The organism is Pseudoalteromonas sp. MB41 (genome assembly GCF_020966275.1).
In the GTDB taxonomy this organism is placed as follows: Bacteria; Pseudomonadota; Gammaproteobacteria; order Enterobacterales; family Alteromonadaceae; genus Pseudoalteromonas; species Pseudoalteromonas lipolytica.
The window spans coordinates 99,582-123,038 of the sequence record NZ_JAJJZF010000009.1 but is presented as its reverse complement, the minus strand read 5'-3'; the positions used below and the strand labels follow the sequence as shown (position 1 = coordinate 123,038).

The 23,457-nt window shown below is 41.8% G+C and carries 20 protein-coding genes, 1 pseudogene and 1 riboswitch; of the genes and pseudogenes, 7 read left to right on the top strand and 14 right to left on the bottom strand.

Annotation, left to right across the window (positions count from 1 at the left end; translation table 11 throughout):
* The first annotated feature begins 1 nt into the window (after nucleotide 1).
* Nucleotides 2-3,100, top strand: a complete 3,099-nt coding sequence (locus LPA49_RS11180; protein WP_065978026.1) for an efflux RND transporter permease subunit — start codon at nucleotides 2-4, stop codon at nucleotides 3,098-3,100.
* 85 nt (nucleotides 3,101-3,185) lie between these two features.
* Entirely contained in the window at nucleotides 3,186-3,719 is a 534-nt protein-coding gene (gene msrA, locus LPA49_RS11175) for a peptide-methionine (S)-S-oxide reductase MsrA (protein ID WP_036970858.1), read from the top strand.
* A gap of 60 nt (nucleotides 3,720-3,779) precedes the next feature.
* On the opposite strand, the gene LPA49_RS11170 is transcribed toward msrA, so the two are convergent.
* Both LPA49_RS11170 and LPA49_RS11165 read right to left on the bottom strand, forming a co-directional pair.
* Nucleotides 3,780-5,633 (bottom strand): TonB-dependent receptor, encoded by a 1,854-nt coding sequence (locus tag LPA49_RS11170; protein WP_036970860.1) that lies wholly within the window; start codon nucleotides 5,631-5,633, stop codon nucleotides 3,780-3,782.
* Between the two features lie 33 nt (nucleotides 5,634-5,666).
* Nucleotides 5,667-5,822, bottom strand: a riboswitch (cobalamin riboswitch).
* A gap of 217 nt (nucleotides 5,823-6,039) precedes the next feature.
* Nucleotides 6,040-6,522: a YajQ family cyclic di-GMP-binding protein gene (locus LPA49_RS11165; protein ID WP_074988861.1), complete on the bottom strand. Its 483-nt coding sequence runs from the start codon at nucleotides 6,520-6,522 to the stop codon at nucleotides 6,040-6,042.
* Between the two features lie 154 nt (nucleotides 6,523-6,676).
* Between LPA49_RS11165 and LPA49_RS11160 the strand changes: the two genes are divergently transcribed.
* Together LPA49_RS11160 and LPA49_RS11155 are read left to right on the top strand one after the other, a co-directional pair.
* The gene (locus tag LPA49_RS11160; protein ID WP_036970865.1) at nucleotides 6,677-7,027 is read left to right on the top strand and encodes a VanZ family protein; all 351 of its coding nucleotides are present in this window, start codon (nucleotides 6,677-6,679) and stop codon (nucleotides 7,025-7,027) included.
* Nucleotides 7,020-7,922: a ketopantoate reductase family protein gene (locus LPA49_RS11155; protein ID WP_065978023.1), complete on the top strand. Its 903-nt coding sequence runs from the start codon at nucleotides 7,020-7,022 to the stop codon at nucleotides 7,920-7,922. The genes LPA49_RS11160 and LPA49_RS11155 overlap by 8 nt, the downstream gene beginning before the upstream one ends.
* A gap of 121 nt (nucleotides 7,923-8,043) precedes the next feature.
* Here LPA49_RS11155 and thiI read toward each other — a convergent pair whose 3' ends face one another.
* Nucleotides 8,044-9,501 carry a tRNA uracil 4-sulfurtransferase ThiI gene (gene thiI, locus LPA49_RS11150; protein WP_036970869.1) on the bottom strand — a complete coding sequence of 486 codons (1,458 nt, stop codon included), beginning with the start codon at nucleotides 9,499-9,501 and terminating at the stop codon, nucleotides 8,044-8,046.
* Between the two features lie 109 nt (nucleotides 9,502-9,610).
* Entirely contained in the window at nucleotides 9,611-10,264 is a 654-nt protein-coding gene (locus tag LPA49_RS11145) for a TetR/AcrR family transcriptional regulator (RefSeq protein ID WP_075594110.1), read from the bottom strand.
* Nucleotides 10,265-10,482: 218 nt separating this feature from the next.
* Here LPA49_RS11145 and coaD point away from each other — a divergent pair, with 218 nt between their 5' ends.
* A complete protein-coding gene (gene coaD / locus LPA49_RS11140) occupies nucleotides 10,483-10,965 on the top strand; it encodes a pantetheine-phosphate adenylyltransferase (protein ID WP_036970871.1) in 483 nt (160 codons plus the stop codon).
* Complete coding sequence (locus LPA49_RS11135) at nucleotides 10,962-12,338, top strand: capsule assembly Wzi family protein (protein ID WP_230236543.1); 1,377 nt, start codon at nucleotides 10,962-10,964, stop codon at nucleotides 12,336-12,338. Before coaD ends, LPA49_RS11135 begins: the two co-directional genes overlap by 4 nt.
* An 11-nt stretch (nucleotides 12,339-12,349) precedes the next feature.
* Here LPA49_RS11135 and LPA49_RS11130 read toward each other — a convergent pair whose 3' ends face one another.
* The 9 genes and pseudogenes from LPA49_RS11130 to argC all read right to left on the bottom strand — a co-directional run bounded on the left by LPA49_RS11130 (nucleotide 12,350) and on the right by argC (nucleotide 20,049).
* Entirely contained in the window at nucleotides 12,350-12,883 is a 534-nt protein-coding gene (locus LPA49_RS11130; protein WP_230236541.1) for a hypothetical protein, read from the bottom strand.
* Complete coding sequence (locus LPA49_RS11125) at nucleotides 12,876-13,385, bottom strand: hypothetical protein (RefSeq protein ID WP_065978021.1); 510 nt, start codon at nucleotides 13,383-13,385, stop codon at nucleotides 12,876-12,878. The genes LPA49_RS11130 and LPA49_RS11125 overlap by 8 nt, the downstream gene beginning before the upstream one ends.
* Before the next feature lie 11 nt (nucleotides 13,386-13,396).
* Nucleotides 13,397-13,921 (bottom strand): hypothetical protein, encoded by a 525-nt coding sequence (locus tag LPA49_RS11120; protein WP_075594089.1) that lies wholly within the window; start codon nucleotides 13,919-13,921, stop codon nucleotides 13,397-13,399.
* A gap of 14 nt (nucleotides 13,922-13,935) precedes the next feature.
* Complete coding sequence (locus tag LPA49_RS11115) at nucleotides 13,936-14,142, bottom strand: hypothetical protein (RefSeq protein WP_074988854.1); 207 nt, start codon at nucleotides 14,140-14,142, stop codon at nucleotides 13,936-13,938.
* Between the two features lie 582 nt (nucleotides 14,143-14,724).
* Nucleotides 14,725-16,086: pseudogene (argH, locus tag LPA49_RS11110) on the bottom strand (argininosuccinate lyase); the annotation flags it as partial.
* Nucleotides 16,087-16,137: 51 nt separating this feature from the next.
* On the bottom strand, nucleotides 16,138-17,340 hold the full coding sequence (locus tag LPA49_RS11105) for an argininosuccinate synthase (RefSeq protein ID WP_036970883.1): 1,203 nt from the start codon (nucleotides 17,338-17,340) through the stop codon (nucleotides 16,138-16,140).
* A 9-nt stretch (nucleotides 17,341-17,349) separates the two neighbouring features.
* Entirely contained in the window at nucleotides 17,350-18,270 is a 921-nt protein-coding gene (locus LPA49_RS11100; protein WP_036970885.1) for an ornithine carbamoyltransferase, read from the bottom strand.
* Nucleotides 18,271-18,277: 7 nt separating this feature from the next.
* On the bottom strand, nucleotides 18,278-19,039 hold the full coding sequence (gene argB, locus LPA49_RS11095) for an acetylglutamate kinase (RefSeq protein WP_036970887.1): 762 nt from the start codon (nucleotides 19,037-19,039) through the stop codon (nucleotides 18,278-18,280).
* On the bottom strand, nucleotides 19,039-20,049 hold the full coding sequence (argC, locus tag LPA49_RS11090) for an N-acetyl-gamma-glutamyl-phosphate reductase (RefSeq protein ID WP_065978016.1): 1,011 nt from the start codon (nucleotides 20,047-20,049) through the stop codon (nucleotides 19,039-19,041). The genes argB and argC overlap by 1 nt, the downstream gene beginning before the upstream one ends.
* A gap of 221 nt (nucleotides 20,050-20,270) precedes the next feature.
* Between argC and argE the strand changes: the two genes are divergently transcribed.
* On the top strand, nucleotides 20,271-21,425 hold the full coding sequence (argE, locus tag LPA49_RS11085; protein WP_036970890.1) for an acetylornithine deacetylase: 1,155 nt from the start codon (nucleotides 20,271-20,273) through the stop codon (nucleotides 21,423-21,425).
* Between the two features lie 251 nt (nucleotides 21,426-21,676).
* Here the strand turns inward: argE and panP are convergent, their stop codons facing one another.
* Nucleotides 21,677-23,305, bottom strand: a complete 1,629-nt coding sequence (gene panP, locus LPA49_RS11080) for a pyridoxal-dependent aspartate 1-decarboxylase PanP (RefSeq protein WP_036970892.1) — start codon at nucleotides 23,303-23,305, stop codon at nucleotides 21,677-21,679.
* Between the last annotated feature and the right edge of the window lie 152 nt (nucleotides 23,306-23,457).

The window sequence follows — 23,457 nt, the reverse complement described above, 5'->3', positions numbered from 1 at the left end:
CATGAAAATTACAGATACTAGCGTTAAACGTCCGGTCTTTGCGATCGTAATAAACTTACTGTTACTTACCTTTGGTCTCGTCGCTTTTTCGATGCTTCCACTGCGTGAATACCCAGATATTGAAACCCCGATTGTGAGTGTAAGCACATCGTATACTGGGGCCAGTGCAGAAATTATTGAAACCAAAATAACCCAAGTGCTCGAAAATCGTATTTCGGGTATTGAAGGGATTAAAAGCATTAATTCGTCAAGCCGTAATGGCCGCTCAAACATCACCATTGAGTTTAATATCAGTCGCGATATCGATGCCGCATCAAACGATGTGCGTGAGCGTGTAGCACGTGCGCTTGATAGCCTACCAGAACAAGTACGCCCACCTGAGGTGTCAAAATCGAACAGCGATGAAAGTCCAATCGCTTGGTTTGTCCTTAATAGTTCGACAATGGATTCGTTGCAACTTTCTGACTACGCACAGCGTTTTATTGTTGACCGTTTAGCCGTAGTTGATGGTGTGTCGAATGTACGTGTCGGTGGTGAGCGTAAGTACGCCATGAAAATTTGGCTAAACCGCAAGGCCATGGCGGCGCGCGGGATTACCAGCAGCGATATCGAGAATACCTTACGCACAGAAAACGTTGAACTGCCCGCTGGTGAGATTGAATCGATTGACCGTGATTTTACTGTGCGTACAGCACGCAGCTATAAGGATCAACGCGACTTTAGAAACTTGGTTATTAAACGGGGCGACGACGGCTACTTAGTGCGCCTAGGTGAAGTGGCCGATGTGCATTTAGAAGCCGCTGACGACGAAAGTTTATTCCGTGGTAATGGCCGTAACATGATTGGTTTAGGCATTGTAAAACAAGCAAAAGCGAATACCCTTACGGTGGTAGACAATGCCCGCGCCGAACTTGAGAAAATAAAACGTAACCTACCTGAAGGCACCACGATTCAAGACAGCTACGACTCGTCAGTGTTCATCAAAGAATCGATTAACGAAGTGTACCGCACACTCGCTATTTCAATGGCCTTGGTTGTCTTAGTTATCTACTTATTCTTGGGGAGTATTCGCGCGACTTTAGTGCCCGCAGTTACTGTTCCTGTGGCACTCGTTGGTAGCTTTATGTTCTTGCTTGCCATGGGATACTCAATCAACTTGCTTACCCTACTCGCTTTAGTGTTAGCCATTGGTTTAGTGGTCGACGATGCCATTGTAATGCTTGAAAACATTCACCGCCGTATAGAGCTTGGTGAGCCACCTTTACTTGCTGCCTTTCGTGGGGCACGTGAAGTAGGCTTTGCCATTATTGCCACCACGCTGGTGCTTATTTCAGTGTTTGTGCCACTGGTCTTTATGGATGGCCGTATTGGCGCATTGTTCACAGAATTTGCCATGGCAGTGAGTGCGGCTGTGTTTTTCTCAAGTATTACCGCGCTAACCTTGTCACCAGCGTTGTGCTCAAAGGTACTTAAAGCCTCTGAAAAAGAAAGTAAATTTAGCCAATGGATGGATAAAACATTTGCCAAAATTGAACAGGCGTATCGTAATTCACTAGCATCAAACATGAGTCGAAAATGGAGCTTGTTGCTCACCATGATCATGACAGGCGTTGCCAGCTTCATGCTATTTCAGCAAATTCCTTCGGAACTGACGCCAAAAGAAGACCGCGGTACTTTCTTTATCATGATGAGCGGCCCTGAAGGGGCAAGTTACGAAAATAACGCCGCTAATATGGCTAAAATCGAAGAGCGTTTAATGCCATATTCAGAGTCTGGTGAGTTGAGCCGTGTGCTCATTCGTGTACCTGGCTGGGGCGGCCAAGGGGGTGTTGCAATCGTTGGTATGGCCGATTGGGATAAACGAAAACGCTCAACATGGGAAGTGATCGATGAAATTAGTGGAAAAATGCAAGAAGTGACTGACATTCGTGCCTTTGCTATTATGCGCAGTGGTATTGGTGGCGGTGGCTCATCACGCCCAATTGAGTTCGTATTACAAGGTAACGATTACGACCAATTAGCCGATTGGCGTGATCGCATTATTAAGCGTGCTGAGAAAAACCCAGGCCTTGTGCGCATTGACCACGACTATAAAGAGACATTCCCACAGTTTTTAATCAATATCGATAAAAACAAAGCCGCTGATTTAGGCGTGTCTGTATCCGATGTAGGCCGCACTCTTGAAACCATGCTAGGTCAACGTCGAGTGACAACCTTTATCGACCGTGGTGAAGAGTACGATGTGATCCTAAAAGGGACCAAAGAAGACTTTGCTAACCCAACGGATATCTCAAACATCTACCTAAAATCACGTAGTGGTGAACTCGTGCCGCTAGATAGCCTCATTACGCTAAAAGAAGAAGCGACTGCATCACGTTTAAATCGCTACAACCGTATGCGTGCGATTACTCTTAGCGCCAACTTAGCTGATGGCTACACCTTAGAAGAAGCACTGAACTTTTTAAATCAGGTTGCCGCTGAAGAGAACGACATTGATGGCGCCATTGATTACAAAGGTGAGTCTCAGCTGTTTTACGAAGGTGCATCAGCGATGACCTATGTGTTCATCCTTGCACTGACAGTGACGTTCTTAGTGCTTGCAGCCCAGTTTGAAAGTTTTATTCACCCACTGGTGATCATGCTAACCGTGCCACTCGGTCTAGTTGGGGCCTTATTTGGTTTATGGTACACAGACTTAACGCTAAATATTTACAGCCAGATTGGTATTGTGATGCTAATAGGTTTAAGTGCTAAAAATGGTATCTTGATTGTTGAATTTGCAAACCAGCTACGAGATAAAGGCGTTGAGTTTAACGAAGCCATTACACAAGCCGCTACGCAGCGTTTACGTCCCATCATTATGACCTCATTAACAACCGTAATGAGCTCTGTACCGCTAGTACTCGCAAGTGGTCCGGGTGCAGAAAGCCGTATGGTAATTGGTGTTGTGGTATTCACCGGCGTAATTGTGGCAACCTTACTCACCTTGTTTGTTGTGCCCGCTGCGTATACTGCCTTTGCGCGTAATACACAGTCACCAGAGTACTTACAAAGTAAACTGGAACAGCAAGCGAAAGACAAACCGTTAGAAGAAATTTAGACGCTCTGTAGCTTTTAACAAAACGCCGTCTTTACGGCGTTTTGTTTTTTCAGCTATAGTCAGCAAAACAGTGAGGGAGTAAAACATGAATAACAACATACAAATAGCCACATTGGGTGGTGGCTGCTTTTGGTGTATTGATGCCGCATTCAGACGCGTCAAAGGCGTATTAAATGTAAGCTCTGGTTATGCTGGCGGCGAGATTGAAAACCCCAGTTATCAGCAGATTTGTACGGGGTTAACCGGACACGCCGAGGTCGTACAACTGGACTTTGATAGCAGCATTATTAGCTACAATACCTTACTTGAAATGTTTTTTACGCTGCACGATGCGACACAATTAAACCGCCAAGGTAATGATGTTGGCACACAATACCGCAGTGTCATTTATTATCATGATGAACAGCAAAAAGATGAAGCAGAGGCGATGATAGCAGCCTTACAAAAACAAATTCGTGAGCCGATTGTCACCGAGCTGAGCCCGCTTACACACTTTTACCCAGCAGAGCAATACCATCAAGATTACTATAACGAAAACCCGAACCAAGGTTATTGCAGTATTCTTATTGCCCCTAAACTTGAAAAGTTCGCTCGTTATTACGCCGATAAATTAAAATGAAAAAAGCCCGCTAAGTAGGTAGCGAGCTTTTAGACGCAGAACTAATAATTTCCTTTATTATTAGAACTGATAACGGGCACCTACAAATAAGCGACGCTCTGGCGTATTGTAGTAATAAAATTCGTCGTTGATGAAATCACCATCGAGATCTTTCCCATACGCATCAACGGCGTTATATTCTCTATCGAATAGATTTTCTACGCGAAGTGACACGGTCAGGTTATCGGTTGCTTGGTAATGGCCCACAAGGTTCCATAACGTGTATGAAGGTAAGTGTGTCAGTTTGCCATCTCGATCACCGCGATATTGCATATCAATACCAGCATCAAAGTCGCCCCATGCTTTATGTAATGACCAATTCACGCTGTGTTTAGATACATAGGTCAATGCATTACCTGTTTCAGTATCCTCTGCTGATAGGTAGGTAAAATTGAAGCTGTGATCAAAACCTAGCACTTGGTTTTTAAAGCTAAATTCAACCCCTTCGTGGCGAGCTTGATTGATATTCGTTGGTTGCCAAGCGCCGGATGCATTTGGTGCCCAGGCAATTTTGTTATCTATTTCACTGCGGAAAATAGCGATATCTAGGCTGATATCATTCACATTAAGTGATAAACCTAACTCTTGGTTATCTGATGTTTCAGGATTGAGTTCTGGGTTACCAGAGCCGGGATAATACAGATCATTAAAGGTTGGTGACTTAAAGCCGGTGCTTTGGCTTAAGCGGAATGTCGCGATATCATTTAGATGATAACCGACCGCTGCCGTATAGGTTGTTTCGTCACCAAATTGTTGGTCATCATCTTGTCGTACAGTCAGATTTGCCAGCACGTGCTCATCATCGTAGTAAGCCCCAACAAACGCAGCGAATACCTCACGACTGTCTTTTAGATAAGTGCCAGAATTAGTATTTACTTCATCTTTATACCAGTTTAAACCACCGCTAATTGTTAAACTTTGATTTAAAAAATATTGGCCGTTGTAATCGATTTGCTCACGTTCTGTCTCAAACTTATCAACCACCGTTGCACCGGTGTAGTCGATACGCGAGTCATCTGAACTGTCGCTAGAGATTGCAATATCAATCGCATGGGCGTGTTTTTCGAATGCTTTTTTCCAACCTAATGAAGCTTGGTAGTTTTCGAACTCACCTTTTTCTACTGTACTATCAGCAGGACTAAAAGAGCTATCGTATTGCGCTTCACCTTCTGAGTACTGACCCTGTAATAAAAGCTCCCCTAGTCGCTCATTTTGATAGCCTAGGTTAAAACCAAGGTTTTTATTTTCATAGCCATCTTCATCAGGTGCTACACCTTGCAATACATCAAAGCCGTCTGTTTTTTCGTAACCTGCATTAACAGAAATATCGACATCTGCAATCTGACCACCAGTAGCCACTTGGTACTCTTGGTAAGAATCTGAACCAAAGGTGACATCCAAAGTGGTATTTTGTGCTTTACGAGTAATAATATTGATCACACCCGCTAACGCATCTGAGCCATACACAGCAGCACGAGAACCCTTAATGACCTCAACGCGTTCAATACTGTTTAACGGAATATTGCTAATACTTTTATAGCCCAGCGTTGCCGAACCTGTGCGTACACCATCAATTAAAATAAGCGTATGACGTGAGCTGGCACCCCGAAGTGAAACACCTGAACTTTGCCCAAAACCACCATTAGCATTAATTTGGAAACCGGCTTGTGTTGCCAGTAAACTAGGTAAGTCGCGAACATAGCTTGCATCGATATCAGCACGGTCAATGACTGTAACGCTCGCTAAGACTTCATTAATAGATTGTTCGAATTTATTGGCAGTCACTGTGATGTGCTCGATTGATTGCTCATCCGCAGACACAGAAAAAGACAACGCAGCAGCAACCGCTACGCCTAACGTAGATTTATTTAGCATGATATCCCCTAGCCTGTGCCCACCGCACACGCAAATAGTAAGTTAATTCAAGGCCGGTCTCCGGACTCTGCATATACTGAGCATACGCATTACCGTTGCGGGGGCAGTGTTGGCATTGTTTTCTCCTTGAAAACGCACCAGCTTCCCGATTATCTTGCTGTTATTTCAGCCTTTGAAATAGCATGTATCTAAGCAGATACAGCAAGCACCTTGAAAATAGGCTGCTATTGTGATGATTTTAGGAATAAATGTCAATGGACGTCTAAACTTCTAAACAAAGCTAGATAGAAAGTAAAATAAAAAAGCCAAACACGTTTATGTTTGGCTTTAGATTAGTCACAACTTCACCGCTCTTCTAGTAGAGCTGTGCGTTCGTAGTCAGACAGTGCTTTCGCAATAAAATTAATTAATCGCGGAAGTTTTTGAATTGGAATGGTTGACCTAAATCAGCAGTACGAACAACCTGCATTGCTTCTTGTAAATCATCACGCTTTTTACCCGTTACACGTAACTCTTCACCTTGAATAGCGGCTTGTACTTTAATTTTTGAGTCTTTAATCAACTTGACGATTTTCTTTGCAACGTCTTTTTCAATACCTTGCTTAAGTGCCACATCACGCATGACGTATTTACCGCTGCGCGACTCATCTCTAAGCTCTAAACTAGACACGTCTAAACCGCGCTTTGAAATTTTCGCAGCAAGAATATCGAATAATTGCATAACTTGCTGTGGTGCTTCGGCTTTTAGCTTAATGACTTTGTCGTTTAATTCGATTGATGCATCAACACCACGAAAGTCAAAACGTGTTTCTAATTCACGCTTAGCATTATCCACTGCATTCTGCGCTTCGTTCATTTCTACTTCAGAAACAATATCAAATGAAGGCATGGGGTTCTCCTAACAAGATTTTTAAAATAAATATGCCTAGGATTATAACGTCAATTTTATAAATCTTTACATTTTTCTGCACACCGTTCAGGTGCGATACGAAAATTGTTTGATATACTGCCCATTCATTTTTTAGGCAGTTTAAAGGTTTATTGTGACTAGGCGCATATACCAAATTATATTTTTAGTCAGCATTATTGGCTTCACTATTCTTTTCGCCAAAGAAATTAAAGGCGTAAGTAACCTATTCCCACATGTTGATAAAGTCGCGCATTTTGGCATTTTCTTCGTACTGGCTATGGTGATGGATAAAGCGTTTAAATTACCCCTTATAGTGCAAATATTATTGCTTGCAGGGTACGGTGCTGCCATTGAGTTTATGCAAGATATGCTGCCTTATCGTCAAGCTTCAGTTGCCGATTTTGTTGCCGATTTTATAGGTGCTTCGAGCTACTTTATTATTAAACTTGGTTTTCATTTAGGTAATAAACAGCGCAATGGCTAATATTTTAATTGTAGGTGATGGTGCTATTGGCTTGTTATTCAGTCATTTTTTATCAGCTCAACATACTGTTACCTTATTAACGCGCAAGCCCACTTTGACCACCCGTTTTTATCAACCTTCAAATGGTAAATCACAACCTATTAACGCACGCCTAATTAATCATAAAGAACTTAACCAGTTTGCCCCATTCGAGTGGGTGTTATTTACGGTGAAAGCCTTTCAGGTTGAAGCTGCATTTAAGCAACTTCAACCTTATCTAGCTGAGCACTGCCAAGTTATCTTGTCTCATAATGGCATGGGCAATGTGGATGAACTTAACGCCGCGCTTTCGGCCCATCAAGGTCTATCATTTTTAACCACTCAGCAGGCGGGGTTCAAAGCAACTCAATACAGCGTGAATCATACTGGTGACGGTGCCAGTCTTTTAGGTACGTGTAATGATGCGGCGCGCAAAGTGCTAAAGCAGATCGAGCAGCACTTTAGCAGCTTACCTAATTTTAGTGTTACCGATGATATTCATACCCTTCGTTGGCAAAAACTGTTGGTGAATATCGCTATTAATCCGTTGAGCGCTATTCATAATGTAAAAAACGGTCAACTTCGTACGCCGCACTTTAGCTCGCGAATTATTAATTTACTCAGTGAGGCGTGCTTAGTTGCTAACAAACAAGGTATTTCACTCTCATTAAGTGACGCGCTAAACAATGCCTACAGTGTAATGAGTGCAACCGCCGCAAACTTTTCGTCGATGCAACAAGATATTAGCCATAATAGAGCGTCTGAGATTGACGCTATTTGTGGGTATGTATGTGAGCAAGGCGCTAAGCTTGGAGTGAAAACCCCCTACAATCAAGCCATGCTTAGTATGATAAAAGCCAAATCAGCGGGGCTTTAACAACACCCCTCTTCTATTGTGGCAGCTGGAAGGTGTGCCAATTAACAGCAAATTGAAAAGTCAGCGTCTTTCGTTAGGCATTAAAAAAGCGCGAAATTCGCGCTTTTCTATACCCGTTTACTTATGGGCGATACACTTTTACGTTGCTAAAGCCTTCTTCGTGTAAAATAAGCGCTTGTAGCTGGCTCATTACCCCTTTAGCACAATATAAGTAGTATTCTTTATCTTTTGGTAAATCACCAAACTTAGTCGCTAAGCGGAAAAATGGTAAATGAATTACTTCGATACCTTCAAGCTCTAGCGGGTTAGCGTCTTCTTCTTCTGGTGAACGAATATCAACAACCACTGCGTCTTTTGGAAGATCAGAGACTGACTCTGCTTCTTTCACTTCTTGTTTTGCTTCGGTATCAATGTCGCGGACATCCATAACACGTGCATTTTCAACCACCGTATTAAGTACATCAAAATCAAATTTAGCTTCTTCAGCTAAGATGGTTTTAATTTTTGCTTTAACTGTTGGTTTTTTAGATATTACACCACAGTATTCAGGCATACTCTCTGCCATTTCTGCTGTGCCAATTTTACGTGCAATATTAATAATATCTTGCTTGTCGTGTTGAATAAGTGGGCGAATGATCAGCGTTTCGGTGACACGGTCAATCACACTTAAATTTGCCAGCGTCTGACTCGAAACTTGGCCAATACTCTCACCGGTAACAAGTGCTTGTACACCTAGTTTTTCAGCCACTTGGCTGCCAGCACGCATCATCATACGTTTAAGGACAACGCCCATTTGGCTGTTTTCAATGTTTTCGAGTATTTCCGCTACGACGGGTTCAAAATCAACAGTGACAAATTTCACTTTATGGGTTGAGCTAAACTGTTTCCAAATGTAGTAACTTGCTTGCTTCACGCCAATTTCATGCGCTGCGCCGCCTAAGTTAAAGAACAAAAAGTGAGTACGAGCCCCTTTTCTGATCATTTGATAACTAGCAACACCTGAGTCAAAACCACCTGACATCAGTGATAGCACATCTTCTTGCGTTGGTAATGGGAAACCAGCCATACCAAAATGAGTCTCTGTAACAATGTAGGCTTTTTCGTCACGCACTTCTAAACGTACTGTTACCTCTGGGTGAGATAACTTAACGCGCGCGCCCTCTACATGTTGATTTAACCCACCCCCTACATAGCGTTCAACATCACTTGATGTAAAGTCGTGCTTACCAGAGCGTTTACAACGAACACAAAATGTTTTGCCTTCAATGGTGTGGCCGATTAATTCTTTGGCTTTTTGGTAAATGTCATCAAGCGATTCGAAATCAGTCTCGGTTACTTCTATAAACTGTACGATCCCAGGTATACGCTTTAAGCCATCGATGATATCAAGACGGACTTGTTCTGACTCCAAGAGACTTACAACTGAAATATTATCCCAGTTGTTTCTTACTTGCACTTTTTCGTCAACACGACGTAAAACGATCTTAATGTTATTTTCTAATAACTTGGTAAAACGCTTACGTACAGATTTACTCTTGATAGCGATTTCTGGGTGTAATTTGACGATAAATTTAAGCATAGTTCACTCTTAGACTGTGGAATTCACACGCCTTGAGACATACCAACCTCAAGGGCGCGCGATTATAACAAAAATTATAGCGTCTAGGAAATAAACTGCTTCAGACGGATTATTGTGCAGTTGGTTCAGCGTTAGCTAAAGCTAAGTACTTCGCGCGTAATTGGTTAACTTGCGCTAGGCTATGCTCAGTACAGTGGGCTTTTAATAGTAATAACACCTTTAAAATACCGTGGTAAATATCTTGTCTTGCCAATTCACCACTTAAGCGACGCGCTTTGATATAAGGTGTCCAGAAACTCACTGTCATTTTTAACATATGAGCAAGCTCTGTTACATCATCATCTTCAATGGTGATAATATCACCCGCTCTCAACGCTAATAAAACCTCTTTGACTTGTTCAAGTAATGCCGCCTGAAATTCGATGTAATCTTTTTTAAGGGCTTCGTCTCGCGACAAAATGTCACCCAAGTTGTCATAAAAAAACTGGTATCGCCACATCAATTCAAACAAAGAGTCTAAATACCCTGCTAAGTTTTCGAGTGCATCATCATCGGGGGTTAACGGCTTGAAGTGAGTGTGCAAGTGCTCACTATATAAAGCAAATATATGACGGATGATATCTTCTTTATTTTTAAAGTGATAATACAAATTACCCGGACTAATACCCATATGTGCAGCTATATGATTGGTTGTTATGGCACGCTCACCATGGAGGTTAAATAACTCAATGCTGGTGTGTATAATTTTATCCTTAGTGCTCATATGCTGATTACTCTGTTTTTTATGATTATTAAGTACTGAAAGCCAAGCAGTATAAACAAATGCGCGGCAATAAAATACTACCTTGAAAAAATCTAACCTCAATCGGTTTACCGTTCCTTTTTAGGGACAAAAACTAGTAAGATACGCGTATTTTCTAAGCTGCATACAGACTCAAACACTGTTAATATAACAAGCAAATTTATAGATAGCTGATAGTTATGAACGTTACTGCAATATATCCGGGCACATTCGACCCGCTAACAAATGGCCACACAGACCTAATTCATCGCGCTGCAAAAATGTTCGATCACGTTATTGTTGCAATTGCGCACAACCCAAGTAAGCAACCTTGCTTTACACTTGATGAGCGTGTTGAACTGGCCAATAAAATATTAGCGCACCTTGATAATGTCAGTGTTATCGGGTTTTCTGGTTTACTGGCTGATTTAGCGCGCGAGCATAAAGCAGAAGTTCTTATTCGCGGTATTCGTGCGGTGTCAGACTTTGACTATGAATTTCAATTAGCAAACATGAACCGCCGCCTAAACCCTGATTTAGAGAGCGTGTTTTTAACGCCTGCCGAAAAAAATTCTTTTATCTCTTCAACCTTAGTGAAAGAAGTAGCACGTCATCATGGCGATGTAAGTGAATTTGTTGACCCAATAGTTGGCAAAGCATTACAGGAAAAAATACACGGATGAAATTAAAGAAGCTCATTAGCTTAAGTGCATTACTAATGATCTCTGCGCCAAGTATTGCTGGGCCATGGATAGAAAGCGATGACCCACTGCTACGCGCATCAATCGAAATGCTATTTAATCAAGGCGTTATTAAGCAACCGATTAATAGCTACCCGCTTATGTGGCAAGGAATTGCACGAGACTTAGCGTCTGTAAATACCAGCCAACTTAACGCGCAAAGCTTGTTTGCTTATCAGCATGTAAAACATGCGTTAGATAATGCGAAGCAAAAAACCAGCTCGAGTGTGCGCTTAAATTACAATAGCGAGCCTGAAACACACCAAAGCTTTGGTAAACGCCACCAGCAAAAAAGCGGTATAAATAGTTACGGCTCAATCACAGGTCAGCGTGTCAGTGCAAAAGTCAGTGTTAATTACGCCGATGAGGCACTCGATACACAGCATGTTAATTACCAAGACAGCTATTTAGTTGTGCTTGTCGGTAACTGGTCTATTAGTGCTGAACAAGTCAGTCACTGGTGGGGGCCTAGTAACGAAAATGCGCTGTTACTCTCTAATAATGCCGCGCCCATGAAAGGACTGCGTTTTAGTCGAGCTAATAGCCAGTATGTTGGCCCACATTGGTTATCGTTTGTGGGGAATTGGCAGTTAACTGGGATATATGCCAAGCAAAAACCGTATCTAAACAGCAGTGAAAAAGGTGATTATTGGGCCCTCAGATTTGCCAGTACACCACTTATGGGACTAGAAGTTGCCTTTAATACTGCCGGCTCTGACTATTTAACATCAACCGAGCGTGATGTCATTGCATTAGAAAATAACGAATCGACTCACCGTTTAACAAGTTTTGATATTAAGTACTCAACAAGTGCGTTATCGCACCCTGTGGCATTCTACGCAGAGGTAATGGGTCAAAACAAAAGTGGTTTAGCACCCAGCGATCCGTTCTACACGTTAGGCGTTGAAAGTTATTTTGGTACATCGGATAGTTTATTAAAAACGTATTTAGAGTACTCAAACACAGAACAAACATGTGAACTACATAGCGAGTGTGTCTACGGCTCAGGAAGCTATACTCAACGCCAGCGACTTGTAGGAAGCTCAATACCACAACAAAGTAAATCGGCTATCCTTGGAGCCTATTACCATACTTTAGATGGCTATGGTGGACATGCAAAGCTACGATGGATTGATAGTGAACGCCTTGATAACGAAACCATTACCAGCGTAAGCCAATTGCAACTTGAACTTGGCTACCAACAAGCACTCTTCAATGGTCTTTGGAAAGTAACAGGGCTGGTCTCAAAAGATGAGATGGGCAACGACTCAAACACGAATACAGCACTTAGAACAAGCTGGGAATACCGTTTCTAGAGCGGGTGAGGTCAGGCTAATTTGGTTTGACCTCGCATGCTTCTATAAAGCTTTACTAACCCTAAAAAATCCTTATTACAAAACAGCGCTATAAGCATCATCATGTCCATGAGATTCACTGTAATAGTGTAAAAATCCCAAAACCACCACTCACCCGTATAAGTGTAGTTAATATCATAGTACATCCCTAAAAACAGCGATGTATTTACTAAAAGCCCCGTGTAAATATACAGCTTTGCAGGCACTTCAAGAAAGGTTTTTTGGTGGGCGACTAACCAGATAACGGCCAACATCAATAAATCAGAGCCAGCCCAAATGACGTATGCAAAACTCGAATCTAACATATTGTAGCCAAACGCTATATTAAGTAATGGGTCACTAGCCATGTAAGAAATAAACATAGCCAGTGCCATCCACATCACTGTTCTATCACCATTTGGCGATGAAGACTTCTTCACCATGTTATATAAAAAGGCCATTAAAAATCCCCACATGATGAAAGTAGCGAGATAAAGACCAAAGTTTTCTTGCAAGAGTTTAAGCACTGGGCAGTCTTCTAGTCGCTTTAGAACGAAAACGTTTCGCTACTGCTGCAAACTTAAAAAAATCCTTGTTAGTAAGTAATGCGACTATCATCATAAGATCAATAATATTTACGCCGAACGAATAGATACTCCAAAGAATCCAAGGAGTACGATTTTCAACAAGTACGATATCTACAAAAATAGAAAGCATCAAAAGAGAGTTTAAAAACAAGCCTACAACGACATAATAAATGGCATAGAAAGAGTCGGCTCGCCCACAGTAAATCCAAATAAATATGGTCGCGATGGTTATAACATCAAAGTAAAACCAGTTCAGATAGATATTGCTTGATAAATTTAATACTCCACTCAAGAAGTATGAAAGCATCATTATCAAGGACAAAACGACAAGACGTTTATCTGGTTTGTTAATGTGGGTTACTAAATTGAAAAGGAATGCCATTAAAAACCCCCATTCAATGAAGGCTCCTATCAGGCTTCCTACTACATCACTGATATACATAGCTTAACTTTTTAAGCTAACTTATGAGTTTTGAGAGAATTATGTATAAATGTTTTAAACTTATTCAATCCAAGAAAGTCACGATCAACAATCAAAGCAACAATCATAGATAAATCAACTATATTTACACCAAAAGAATAAATATCCCAAAAGAACCAAGGTTGAGTATTTCCGTAAATAAATAGGTCCAGATACATTAGCAAGAATAACGTTGTGTTAATACTTAAGCCAATTATGAGGTAAAGAAATGAAGGGGTAGTTTTTTTAAAAACGAAATAAGATGAAACCAAGAATACTATGGTCACAACATCATATAATGCCCAATCGAGGTAAGTAGCTGGGACTGGTGATAACCAAGTAAATAAAAAATCCCCTGCCATATAAGAGGTTGCCATTATGAATGAACTGAGCAACAAGGTCGTTTTTCTCTTCACTCCTAATGTATACACAAATACATTAAAAAAGAACGCCATTAACATGCCCCATACAACAAAGGCCGACAATGAAAAAACACCAAAAAGCTCAGTTAGAAACATCCATTACCCGTCATTTATTCTTCTTTCTTCTTATTTGGAAAAACAGCGCCGCCACCGCGTTGAAGATCAATACCACTTGATAGAGACAGCGCTTCGTTTGATAAAGTTACTGTATCAGATTGCAGGGTTTTATTACTAGTAGTTTGTTCCAAAGCGGGCTTTGTTTGTTGCATTTGGCTGTAAGCTTGCATTTGAAGTTGGCTATTGTTCGTAACTTGCATCAGTTAAATCCTTTAAAATTATTAGTTGTTTACAATAAGCTTACAACAGGTTGTAAGCTGAGTTAAGCGTTCTCATTCTTTTGACGCTTTTTGCAGTAAAATAACTGCTGTCTCTAACTTTGCAATTAGTGATCCAACTTTTTAGAAACAACGATCATTTTGATCAATTTCCGCTGACCTTTGTAAATTTTAGGCATAAAAAAACGCACAGGGGTAACCGTGCGTTTTTCCTATCCAGGGAGTTAAGCCTCGTTTTTACACGGGATCACCGCATTATCACAAGACTTCAAAATGAATTTCGTTCTTTTAACGTGAGCGACACACATTATTTTCATCGTGTATAAGACAAACAGCCTCATCACACTTTTTGCATATCGAGTAATACATTGTGGCGTTGAGTTAATAGACATCGTGCCAAATTTTTGGCTATTGTTTATAAACCATCAGCACCACACTGTAAAATGTCTGTGTACGCTCTCACTTTGGTGCGGCAAGAATTCAGCCATCCATAGCTTTAGCCGAAATAACAGAACCATTAATTCGGCATCAGCTTAATGTGCATTACACATCTTTATTAGCAGACTTCTTGGCATTATCGATGGCGCTCGTTACTTGTTCTAACGAGGTACCCCCTAAAGCCTGTCGCGCTTTAATACATGCATCTATTTCTAATACAGGATATACATCTGATTCGAAAATGCTATGCACAGATTTGAATTGCTCTAAACTTAAATCTTCTAAGTTATTCCCTTGGGTAATAGCCATTTGCACTAAGGTGCCTACGATGTGGTGACCTTCTCTGAAAGGGATGCCTTTAGCCACTAAATAGTCAGCCAATTCGGTGGCGTTAGAGTGCCCCCCTTTTGCTGCGGCTAGGGTCTTTTCAGCATTAACTTTAATCCCTTTAATGCATGCTTGTGCCATATGAATACACGCAAGCCACGTTGGCATCGCATCAAACAAGCCTTCTTTGTCTTCTTGCATATCTTTATTATATGCAAGTGGTAAGGCCTTTAAGGTCATCATCATGGCACTAAAAGCACCAAAAACTCGCCCTGTCTTACCCCGAATTAGCTCAAGTGCATCTGGGTTTTTCTTTTGTGGCATCAATGATGAACCCGACGTCACACCATCCGACAATTCAACAAACCCTGCTTCACCAGAATTATAGAAAATAAGATCTTCAGCCATACGAGATAAATGAATCATTGAGATAGAGGCACAGCTTAATAGCTCCACCACAAAGTCGCGATCAGACACTGCATCAAGACTGTTGCGCGTTGCAGCGGTAAAACCTAGCCCCTCGGCAAGCGTTTGCCTGTCAATTGGGTACGCCGTACCTGCCAGTGCACCACTGCCTAATGGACAAAAGTTCATACGCTTTTTCGCATCTGTTAAACGACTTTCATCACGCTCAAGCATTTCCACATACGCCATGCACCAATGACTAAAGAGCACGGGCTGCGCGCGTTGCAAATGTGTATAACCCGGTAAAATAGTACCCAGCTCACGTTCTGCTAAAGCAATAAATTCGGCCTTTAAATCAGCAATAGCGTCAAGTATATGATCCGCTGTATCGCGACACCATAAACGGAAATCTGTAGCAACTTGGTCGTTGCGGCTACGACCTGTGTGAAGTTTTTTTGCTAAGTCGCCAACTTTGTTAATTAATGCCGACTCAACATAAGAATGAATATCTTCATGCCCTGCCACAGCAACAGCCTGTGGATTAGCTTTAACCTCATCCAACAGAGTATTAAGTGCTGCGACAAGATCGTCGTATTCTTGTTGATTTAATACATCAACTTGTTTAAGCGCACCGGCCCACGCAACTGAGCCAATAATATCTTGCTCTGCAAGCTGATAATCAAAGGGAAGTGAATCGTTAAATTGCTTAAATGCTTCATCTGGACCCGTAGAAAAACGTCCGCCCCATAATGCCATTGAATTCTCTCCAAACGCTGATATTGCCCCGCTGAACGGGGCAAAATAAAATTATTTTTTCGTTAATGCAGAGATTCTGCTCGAAAGTGAGAATAAACGAATAAACCCTTCAGCATGTGATTGGTCGTATACATCATCTTCACCAAAGGTTGCAAAGTCTTCACTGTATAAGCTGTTAGGTGACTTCTTCTGTACAGCAGTTACTTGACCTTTGTACAGTTTAAGAACAATTTCACCTGTTGCCAGCTTTGAGAGTGATTCAGCAGCTGCAAGAATTGAATCTTTAAGCGGCGTAAACCAACGGCCGTCATACACTAAGTGTGAAAACTCACCACCCAGCACTTCTTTCCACTTGCGGCTTGATTTATCTAACACGAGCTCATCAACGGCTTGCAGTGCAGCCATGATTACTGTGCCCCCAGGTGTTTCATAACAACCACGCGATTTCATACCGACTAAACGGTTTTCAACAATATCTACACGGCCTACACCATGTGGCGCTGCGATATCATTTAGCTTAACTAAACAATCGTATGGTTTTAATGTCTCACCATTAACCGCAACCACTTCACCTTCTACTACGTTTAATGTCACATATTCAGGCTCGTTTGGTGCTTGCTCTGGAGAGTTAGTCCAGGTCCACACTTGATCGCTCGGTTGGCACCATGGATCTTCAAGCTCGCCACCTTCGTGCGAAATGTGCCATGCGTTTGCATCACGGCTGTAAATTTTTGTAGCAGATGCTGAACAAGGGATATTGCGCTCAGCCAAGTAATCTAGTAATGATTCACGGCTTGATAAATCCCATTCACGCCATGGCGCAATCACTTTAAGATCAGGCGCTAATGCTGCGAAACATGATTCAAAACGCACTTGGTCGTTACCTTTACCTGTGCAGCCATGCGACAGTGCATCAGCCCCCACTTTACGCGCAATCTCTACTTGTGCTTTTGCAATAATAGGGCGCGCCATCGACGTACCCAGTAAATAGGTACCTTCGTAGATAGAGCCTGTTTTTAATGTCGGATAAATATAATCACTGACCATTTCGTCTTTTAGGTCAACCACATAACACTCAGATGCACCTGAGGCGATTGCTTTGGCCTCAACGCCTTCAAGCTCTTCAGCACCTTGGCCTACATCAGCAACGAATGCGATAACTTCACAGCCGTAGTTCTCTTTTAACCACGGCACGATTGCCGATGTATCTAGACCACCAGAATAGGCTAATACGACTTTTTTGATTGAACTCATTGGTGTTCCTTAAACAAAATTTGGATTTAATAATGTGACAAGCAGTGCGTTTTGCGCATGCATACGATTTTCTGCTTGTTGAATAATTTTTGATGCAGGGCCATCCATTACCTCAGAGGTAATTTCAAATTCGCGATGAGCTGGCTGGCAATGCAACACTGTTTGCGCGCCCGTTTGATCAAGCAACGCTTGATTTAACTGGTACGGCATATATTTAGCCTTAACTTGCTCAAGTGGGGTTTTATCTCCCATAGATACCCACGTATCAGCATAGACTGCATTTGCGCCGACTGCCGCTTCAATTCTGTCACTGACCATCACAGATGCACCATTCATGGCTGCAATTTGCTCTGCTTGTTTGAGAATCTGTGAATCTGGAGAACTCCCCTTAGGGCAAACCGCCACAAAATCAGTCCCTAACGTTGCAGCAAGTAACATAAGTGAATGCGTCACGTTATTGCCTTCACCTAAATAAGCAAGCTTCAGTTTACTGACATCGCCGTGTACTTCTTGCAGCGTTAAGAAATCCGCTAATGCTTGGCATGGGTGGTATAAATCACACAGACTATTCACCACAGGCACTGACGAAAATTCAGCAAGCGTAGTTAATGTTTTATGTGCAAATACACGAGCCACAATACCGTCGGCCCAAGTAGAAATATTTAAAGCAAAATCTTTCACCGATTCACGTGCACCCATAGCCCCATTTTGTGAGTCTAAATACACAGCATGGCCACCTAATTTATTAATGCCTATATCGAATGATAAACGCGTGCGTAAGCTTGGTTTTTCGAATAATGTCACCACTGATTTGCCCGCTAACGCTTGGCTAAAATCAACAGGGTTTGCTTTAATTTTTTGCGCTAAGTCTAATAATTTAAGCGCGCCTTTTTGGTCTAATTCAAGACCCGATAAAAAGTGAGTTAACATGTAATACCTATGGTGTAATCTTTGTTCCAACGTGCTCGCCTTGCAATAAAGCGACTAAATTTTCTGGCTTTAACCAGCTTGAGATATACACACCACGTCGTAAATGTTGGGCAGCAAGAAGACTGGTCTTAACTTTGACCTCCATCCCGCCCTGAATAACTCCTTGAAGAATTAATGCATCTATTTGCTGCGTATTAAGTTGATGTAATGGTTGCTTATTTGCATCAAGTACCGCTTCTACATCAGTCATAAAAATAAGTTCTGCATCAAGCTCTTTCGCAATCGCTGCGGCCGCTTCATCTGCATTTACGTTGTACCAAAGTCCCTCTTCATCAAAACCAATAGAGCTGACTAATGGTAGACGGCCTTGTTCAATTAAGCTGGGTAAAATACTGTCGATACTGTCACAGCATTGCCCAACTTGCCCCAACGCTTTTAATTTTTGCTTAACCACAACACCGGCTTCATAAAGGCTCATACCCACAGGTTTATGACCCGAGGCAATGGCTTGACTCATTAGTTGTTTATTAGCACAGCCAGCTAACGCCCCAACGATGTATGGCATTTGTTCTTTTGGACTGATACGTAAACCTTGGTGCTTAGCACTGGCGAATCCCGCATCCATAAGCCATGCATCAACTAATGCACCCCCACCATGAACAATCACAAAGTTGGCTTGCTGTTGTGAGATTAAAACATCAAATAGGGCTTTTGCAGCATCGGCAGTATTTAATACCGCACCGCCAATTTTAATGACCCATGTTTTCATCATAACGCTCCTACTAATCCGGTATGATGAGGTATACCCATCGCTAAATTAATACATTGCAATGCTTGCCCAGCCGCCCCTTTTAACAGGTTATCAATGGCCGACATAACAATGAGCTGTTCGCCTTTTTGTTGCCACGCAATATCAACATACGGCTGTTTAGCAACGCCTTTAATACTGGGTATTTTGCTTCCAAGTAAACGAATCAACGGTTCATCGGCTAACACCTGATACGCTTCTGTTACTTGCTCTGGTGTTACACCGGGTTTTAATTGCACATAAATAGTTTCTAAAATTCCCCGCGGAAAATTCCCCAAATGCGGGGTAAATAACACAGGATGGCCTAAATGTTGTTCAATTTCAGGTGTGTGCCTGTGGTTAAATAACCCATAAGGCGCAAGTGATACTTCGCAAAAATGCGTATTAACACTCGCTTTTCTACCCGCCCCCGTGACGCCTGACACGGCATTAATAATAATTGTTTGCTCTGCTAATAAGCCGGCTTCTTTCAATGGTTTTAATGAGTTAAGTGCGGCTGTAGGATAACAGCCTGCAACCGCAACCAAATTTGCCTGACTGATTGCATCCGCATTCCACTCTGCTAGTCCATAGGCTGCTTGTGTTAAAAGCGTTGGATGCTGATGCGCAAAGCCATAGTAAGTGAGGTAATCCTCATTCCCAGCTAAACGAAAGCCGCCTGATAAATCGAATACTTTTTTACCCATTGCTAAAAATCGAGGAGCAAGGTCAACACTCACTTCATGATCTGTACATAAACACACGTAATCAGCATGCTGTTCGATGTCGGTATAAGCGGCTGCTGTTAATGGCTGTAATGGATGGTCTAAAAGCCCTAAATGCTCAGGATATAAGTCACTTAAACACTTATTTTTATCTAAGCTGCCCTCAGAGACATAACATGCCTTTAAAGTTAGTTGTGGGTGCTTGGCGACTAAACTCGCAAGCTCTGCGCCGCTATATCCACTTGCGCCAATAATCACTACATTCATTGCTTGGTTTTACCTATTTAACTTATCTATTTACACATTTAAAACTACTCGCTGTTTAGCGAATAAAAACACTATCTAAAGTAATGAAATAAGGTTATCGTCGTTTTGTGTTCATACGCTACTTTAAAGTATATTTATGCTCAAAAAGTGAATTGATATTCATAATAAATACTTTTATATTGTTATGCAATTAGATTGAATAATTATTTTTGGATTTTTTTATGTCGCTTCCCTCTTTTTTATCGATGTATCAACAATTGATTGCTGCGCCTTCAATTAGTGCAATTGAAGACTCTTTATGCATGAGCAATAAAGAGGTCATTACCTTACTTGCCAATTGGTGCGAAACCTTAGGCTTTAGCTGCGAAATTACAGAGCTTGAGCATGGCAAAGGTCGCTTTAATTTATTAGCGAGACGGGGTGAAGGTGAAGGGGGGCTGATGTTAGCGGGCCACACCGATACCGTGCCATTTGATGACAGCCGCTGGAATTATGATCCGTTTAAATTAAGCGAGCATGACAACAAGTTATTCGGTTTAGGCAGCATTGATATGAAAGGTTTTTTTGCTTTTGTACTGCAGGCCATTAGTGAGCTTGATGCAAGCCAGCAAACAGAGCCTTTATTAATTTTAGCCACAGCCGATGAAGAAACGACAATGGCGGGTGCTCAGCAAATATGTCGCCACCCTAATTTAAAGCCCGCGCGCTGTATTATTGGCGAGCCAACAGACATGACACCGGTGTTTACTCATAAAGGCCACATGAGTTCAGCGATTCGCGTTGTGGGTCGTTCGGGTCACAGCTCAGACCCTGAGCGAGGCTTAAATGCCATCGAAGTCATGCATAAAATGATTACAAAACTGTTAATCATTAAAGACGAATTAAAGAATAAATATTCAGTTGAGCACTTTGTAATACCGTACCCAACATTAAACCTAGGTCATATTCATGGCGGCGATAACGCAAACCGTATTTGTGGCTGCTGTGAAATGCACATTGATATGCGCCCACTACCCGGTTTAAGCGTACAAGAGCTGCAAGCCATTTTGATTAATGCAGCCAATGAAATAAATACTGAGTATCCAAACGCTGTCAGCGTTATTGACTTACACGACCCAATACCTGCATTCAGCGGCAGCACAGATAGCGCTTTAGTAAAACTGGCAGAAAAGGTGTCAGGCCAACCTGCGGTTGCAGTTAACTACTGCACCGAAGCGCCGTTTATTCAACAATTAGGCTGTGAAACGATTGTTATGGGGCCAGGGTCAATCAACCAAGCACATCAGCCTGATGAGTTTTTAGCCATGGAAAAAATCAAACCATCGCAACAGATCATCAGTGAAATGATTAAGGCTAGCTGTTTTCAAAAGGCATAATACCATTTTGCAATAATTTTTAATCATTTTGAGGGATTAAACCAGTCGCTAACTGCGTTAAAAATTGCTGATTTACGACTGCATAGATGCAGAAGGTAGAGCAATGCAGGAGCAATTGCCGAGAATACCTAAATAACGAAATTTTTGCATTGTTATCAACGAGCTTTTATTGCCTCAACCTTGCTCATTGAAATACGCAAATTGGTATAAAAAAAGGAGCTTTCAAGCTCCTTTTTACTTATTTATATCACCTAATCCATGTACTTACTTAAATACTTTTTAAATACAGGATCTGTTTTAGACAGTTCTTTTTGCTCTGCAAGAATATCTTTTAATATAGCCTTTGACGTAAGCGGATTCGCTAACACAACTCTAAACACCACGGTAGGCTGGTAATCGTATTGCGCAGGGGTTAAACGTGTACGCGATACAAAAGAACGCCCAGCTTCACGCTGACGTTTTTGCATACTGGCCGTAAAACGGTTCAGTGAAGCATAAATATCGAGTTTAGTTTCTTCGTCAGCATTTTTAAGTTTTTCTTGAATCTGTTTAGGGACATATCGATAGGTTAATAAACACAATTCAGGTTCTGAAATCAGCTCAAAGTCTTCGTCTTGCCTAATTAATTCAGCAAAGGTACGTGCTTTAACGATACTGCGGTCAATCAGCATCTCGTAACCTTTACGACCAATGACACGTAAGCATGCATGCACCAACATTGCCATGCCTGGGCGACTACCTTCAAGCGTATGACTCCCCAAATCTTTTGAGCCTTTACGTAAAATATACTCTGCATGATGCTCAATCGCATCGGTTGCTGCTGGGTCTTTAAATAACACTAAACCAGCGCCCATTGGCACATACATCTGTTTGTGGGCATCGATTGTAATTGAATCGGCTCGCTCAACACCACTCAATAAATGGCGATAGTTTTGCGATAATAAGGTTGCTCCTCCCCATGCTGCATCAACATGGAAATGACAGCCCAATTCTTCACTTAAATCAGCCATATCATTAAGGGGGTCAATACTGCCTGTTTCCGTAGTACCCGCAACACCTACCAGCGCCATTACCTTAATGCCTGCCGCTTCCAGTTCTTGCGCTTTTTCACGCATGGCTTGAATGTCTACTTTATTGTTCTTATCGGTTTTTATTGCAATGATATTGTCGCGACCAATTCCCAATAAATCGACTGTTTTACCAAGAGAGTAATGACCTCGTTCAGAAACCAGTACAGCAAGCCCTTTATAGCCATAATGCAACATACCCGCAATTAAGCCTTGAGCTGCAATTCCTTTGTAATCGCCATCCGCTCTTAATAAACGGTTTCGTGCAATCCACAGTGCGGTAATGTTGGCAACTGTCCCCCCTGAGCAAAATGCACCGAGTGACGTTTTTGCACTATGCATCCACTTACTGTAAAACGCATCATCTTGTCCATATACAAGGTGATGCATCATACCAAGCACTTGTCGTTCAAGTGGGGTGAACGCTTTTGAGGTTTCAATTTTTACTAAGTTTTGATTCAGACCTACCATCAACTTTGATAACGGCAGTACAAAGTGCGGTAAAGCAGAAGTCATGTGGCCAATAAAGCTAGGCGCGGCTGTATGAACTGAATGCGCAACAAGTTGCTCCATAATATCTTGAGCATAGTCAGATACAAATGTGGGCTCTTCTGGAATCATTGCCGATTGAAAGTCTTTCTCTATCTCATGAAGAGGCTTCTCAATCGCAGCAATATTCTCGTTTAAGAATCCTGCAAGGTTGCTTGAAATCTCTGATTCAATTTTACTCAGTGTCGAGTCTGGTGCTTCTGGCACCGTAAAAATACGAATCAAACTTTCTTTAGAGGCGACGGCACAACGCTTTTGATCCATCCTAATACCCATTATAAGCAGCTTAAAAATGAACCCAATGCAGGAACATTGAGGTTTACATTTTGCGGCACTGTTTCTATGAAATTGGCTAACTTTACTGGAATATCATGAAAATGTCTCGCTTAAAGCCAAAAAGCCATGCTTTCGGTGAC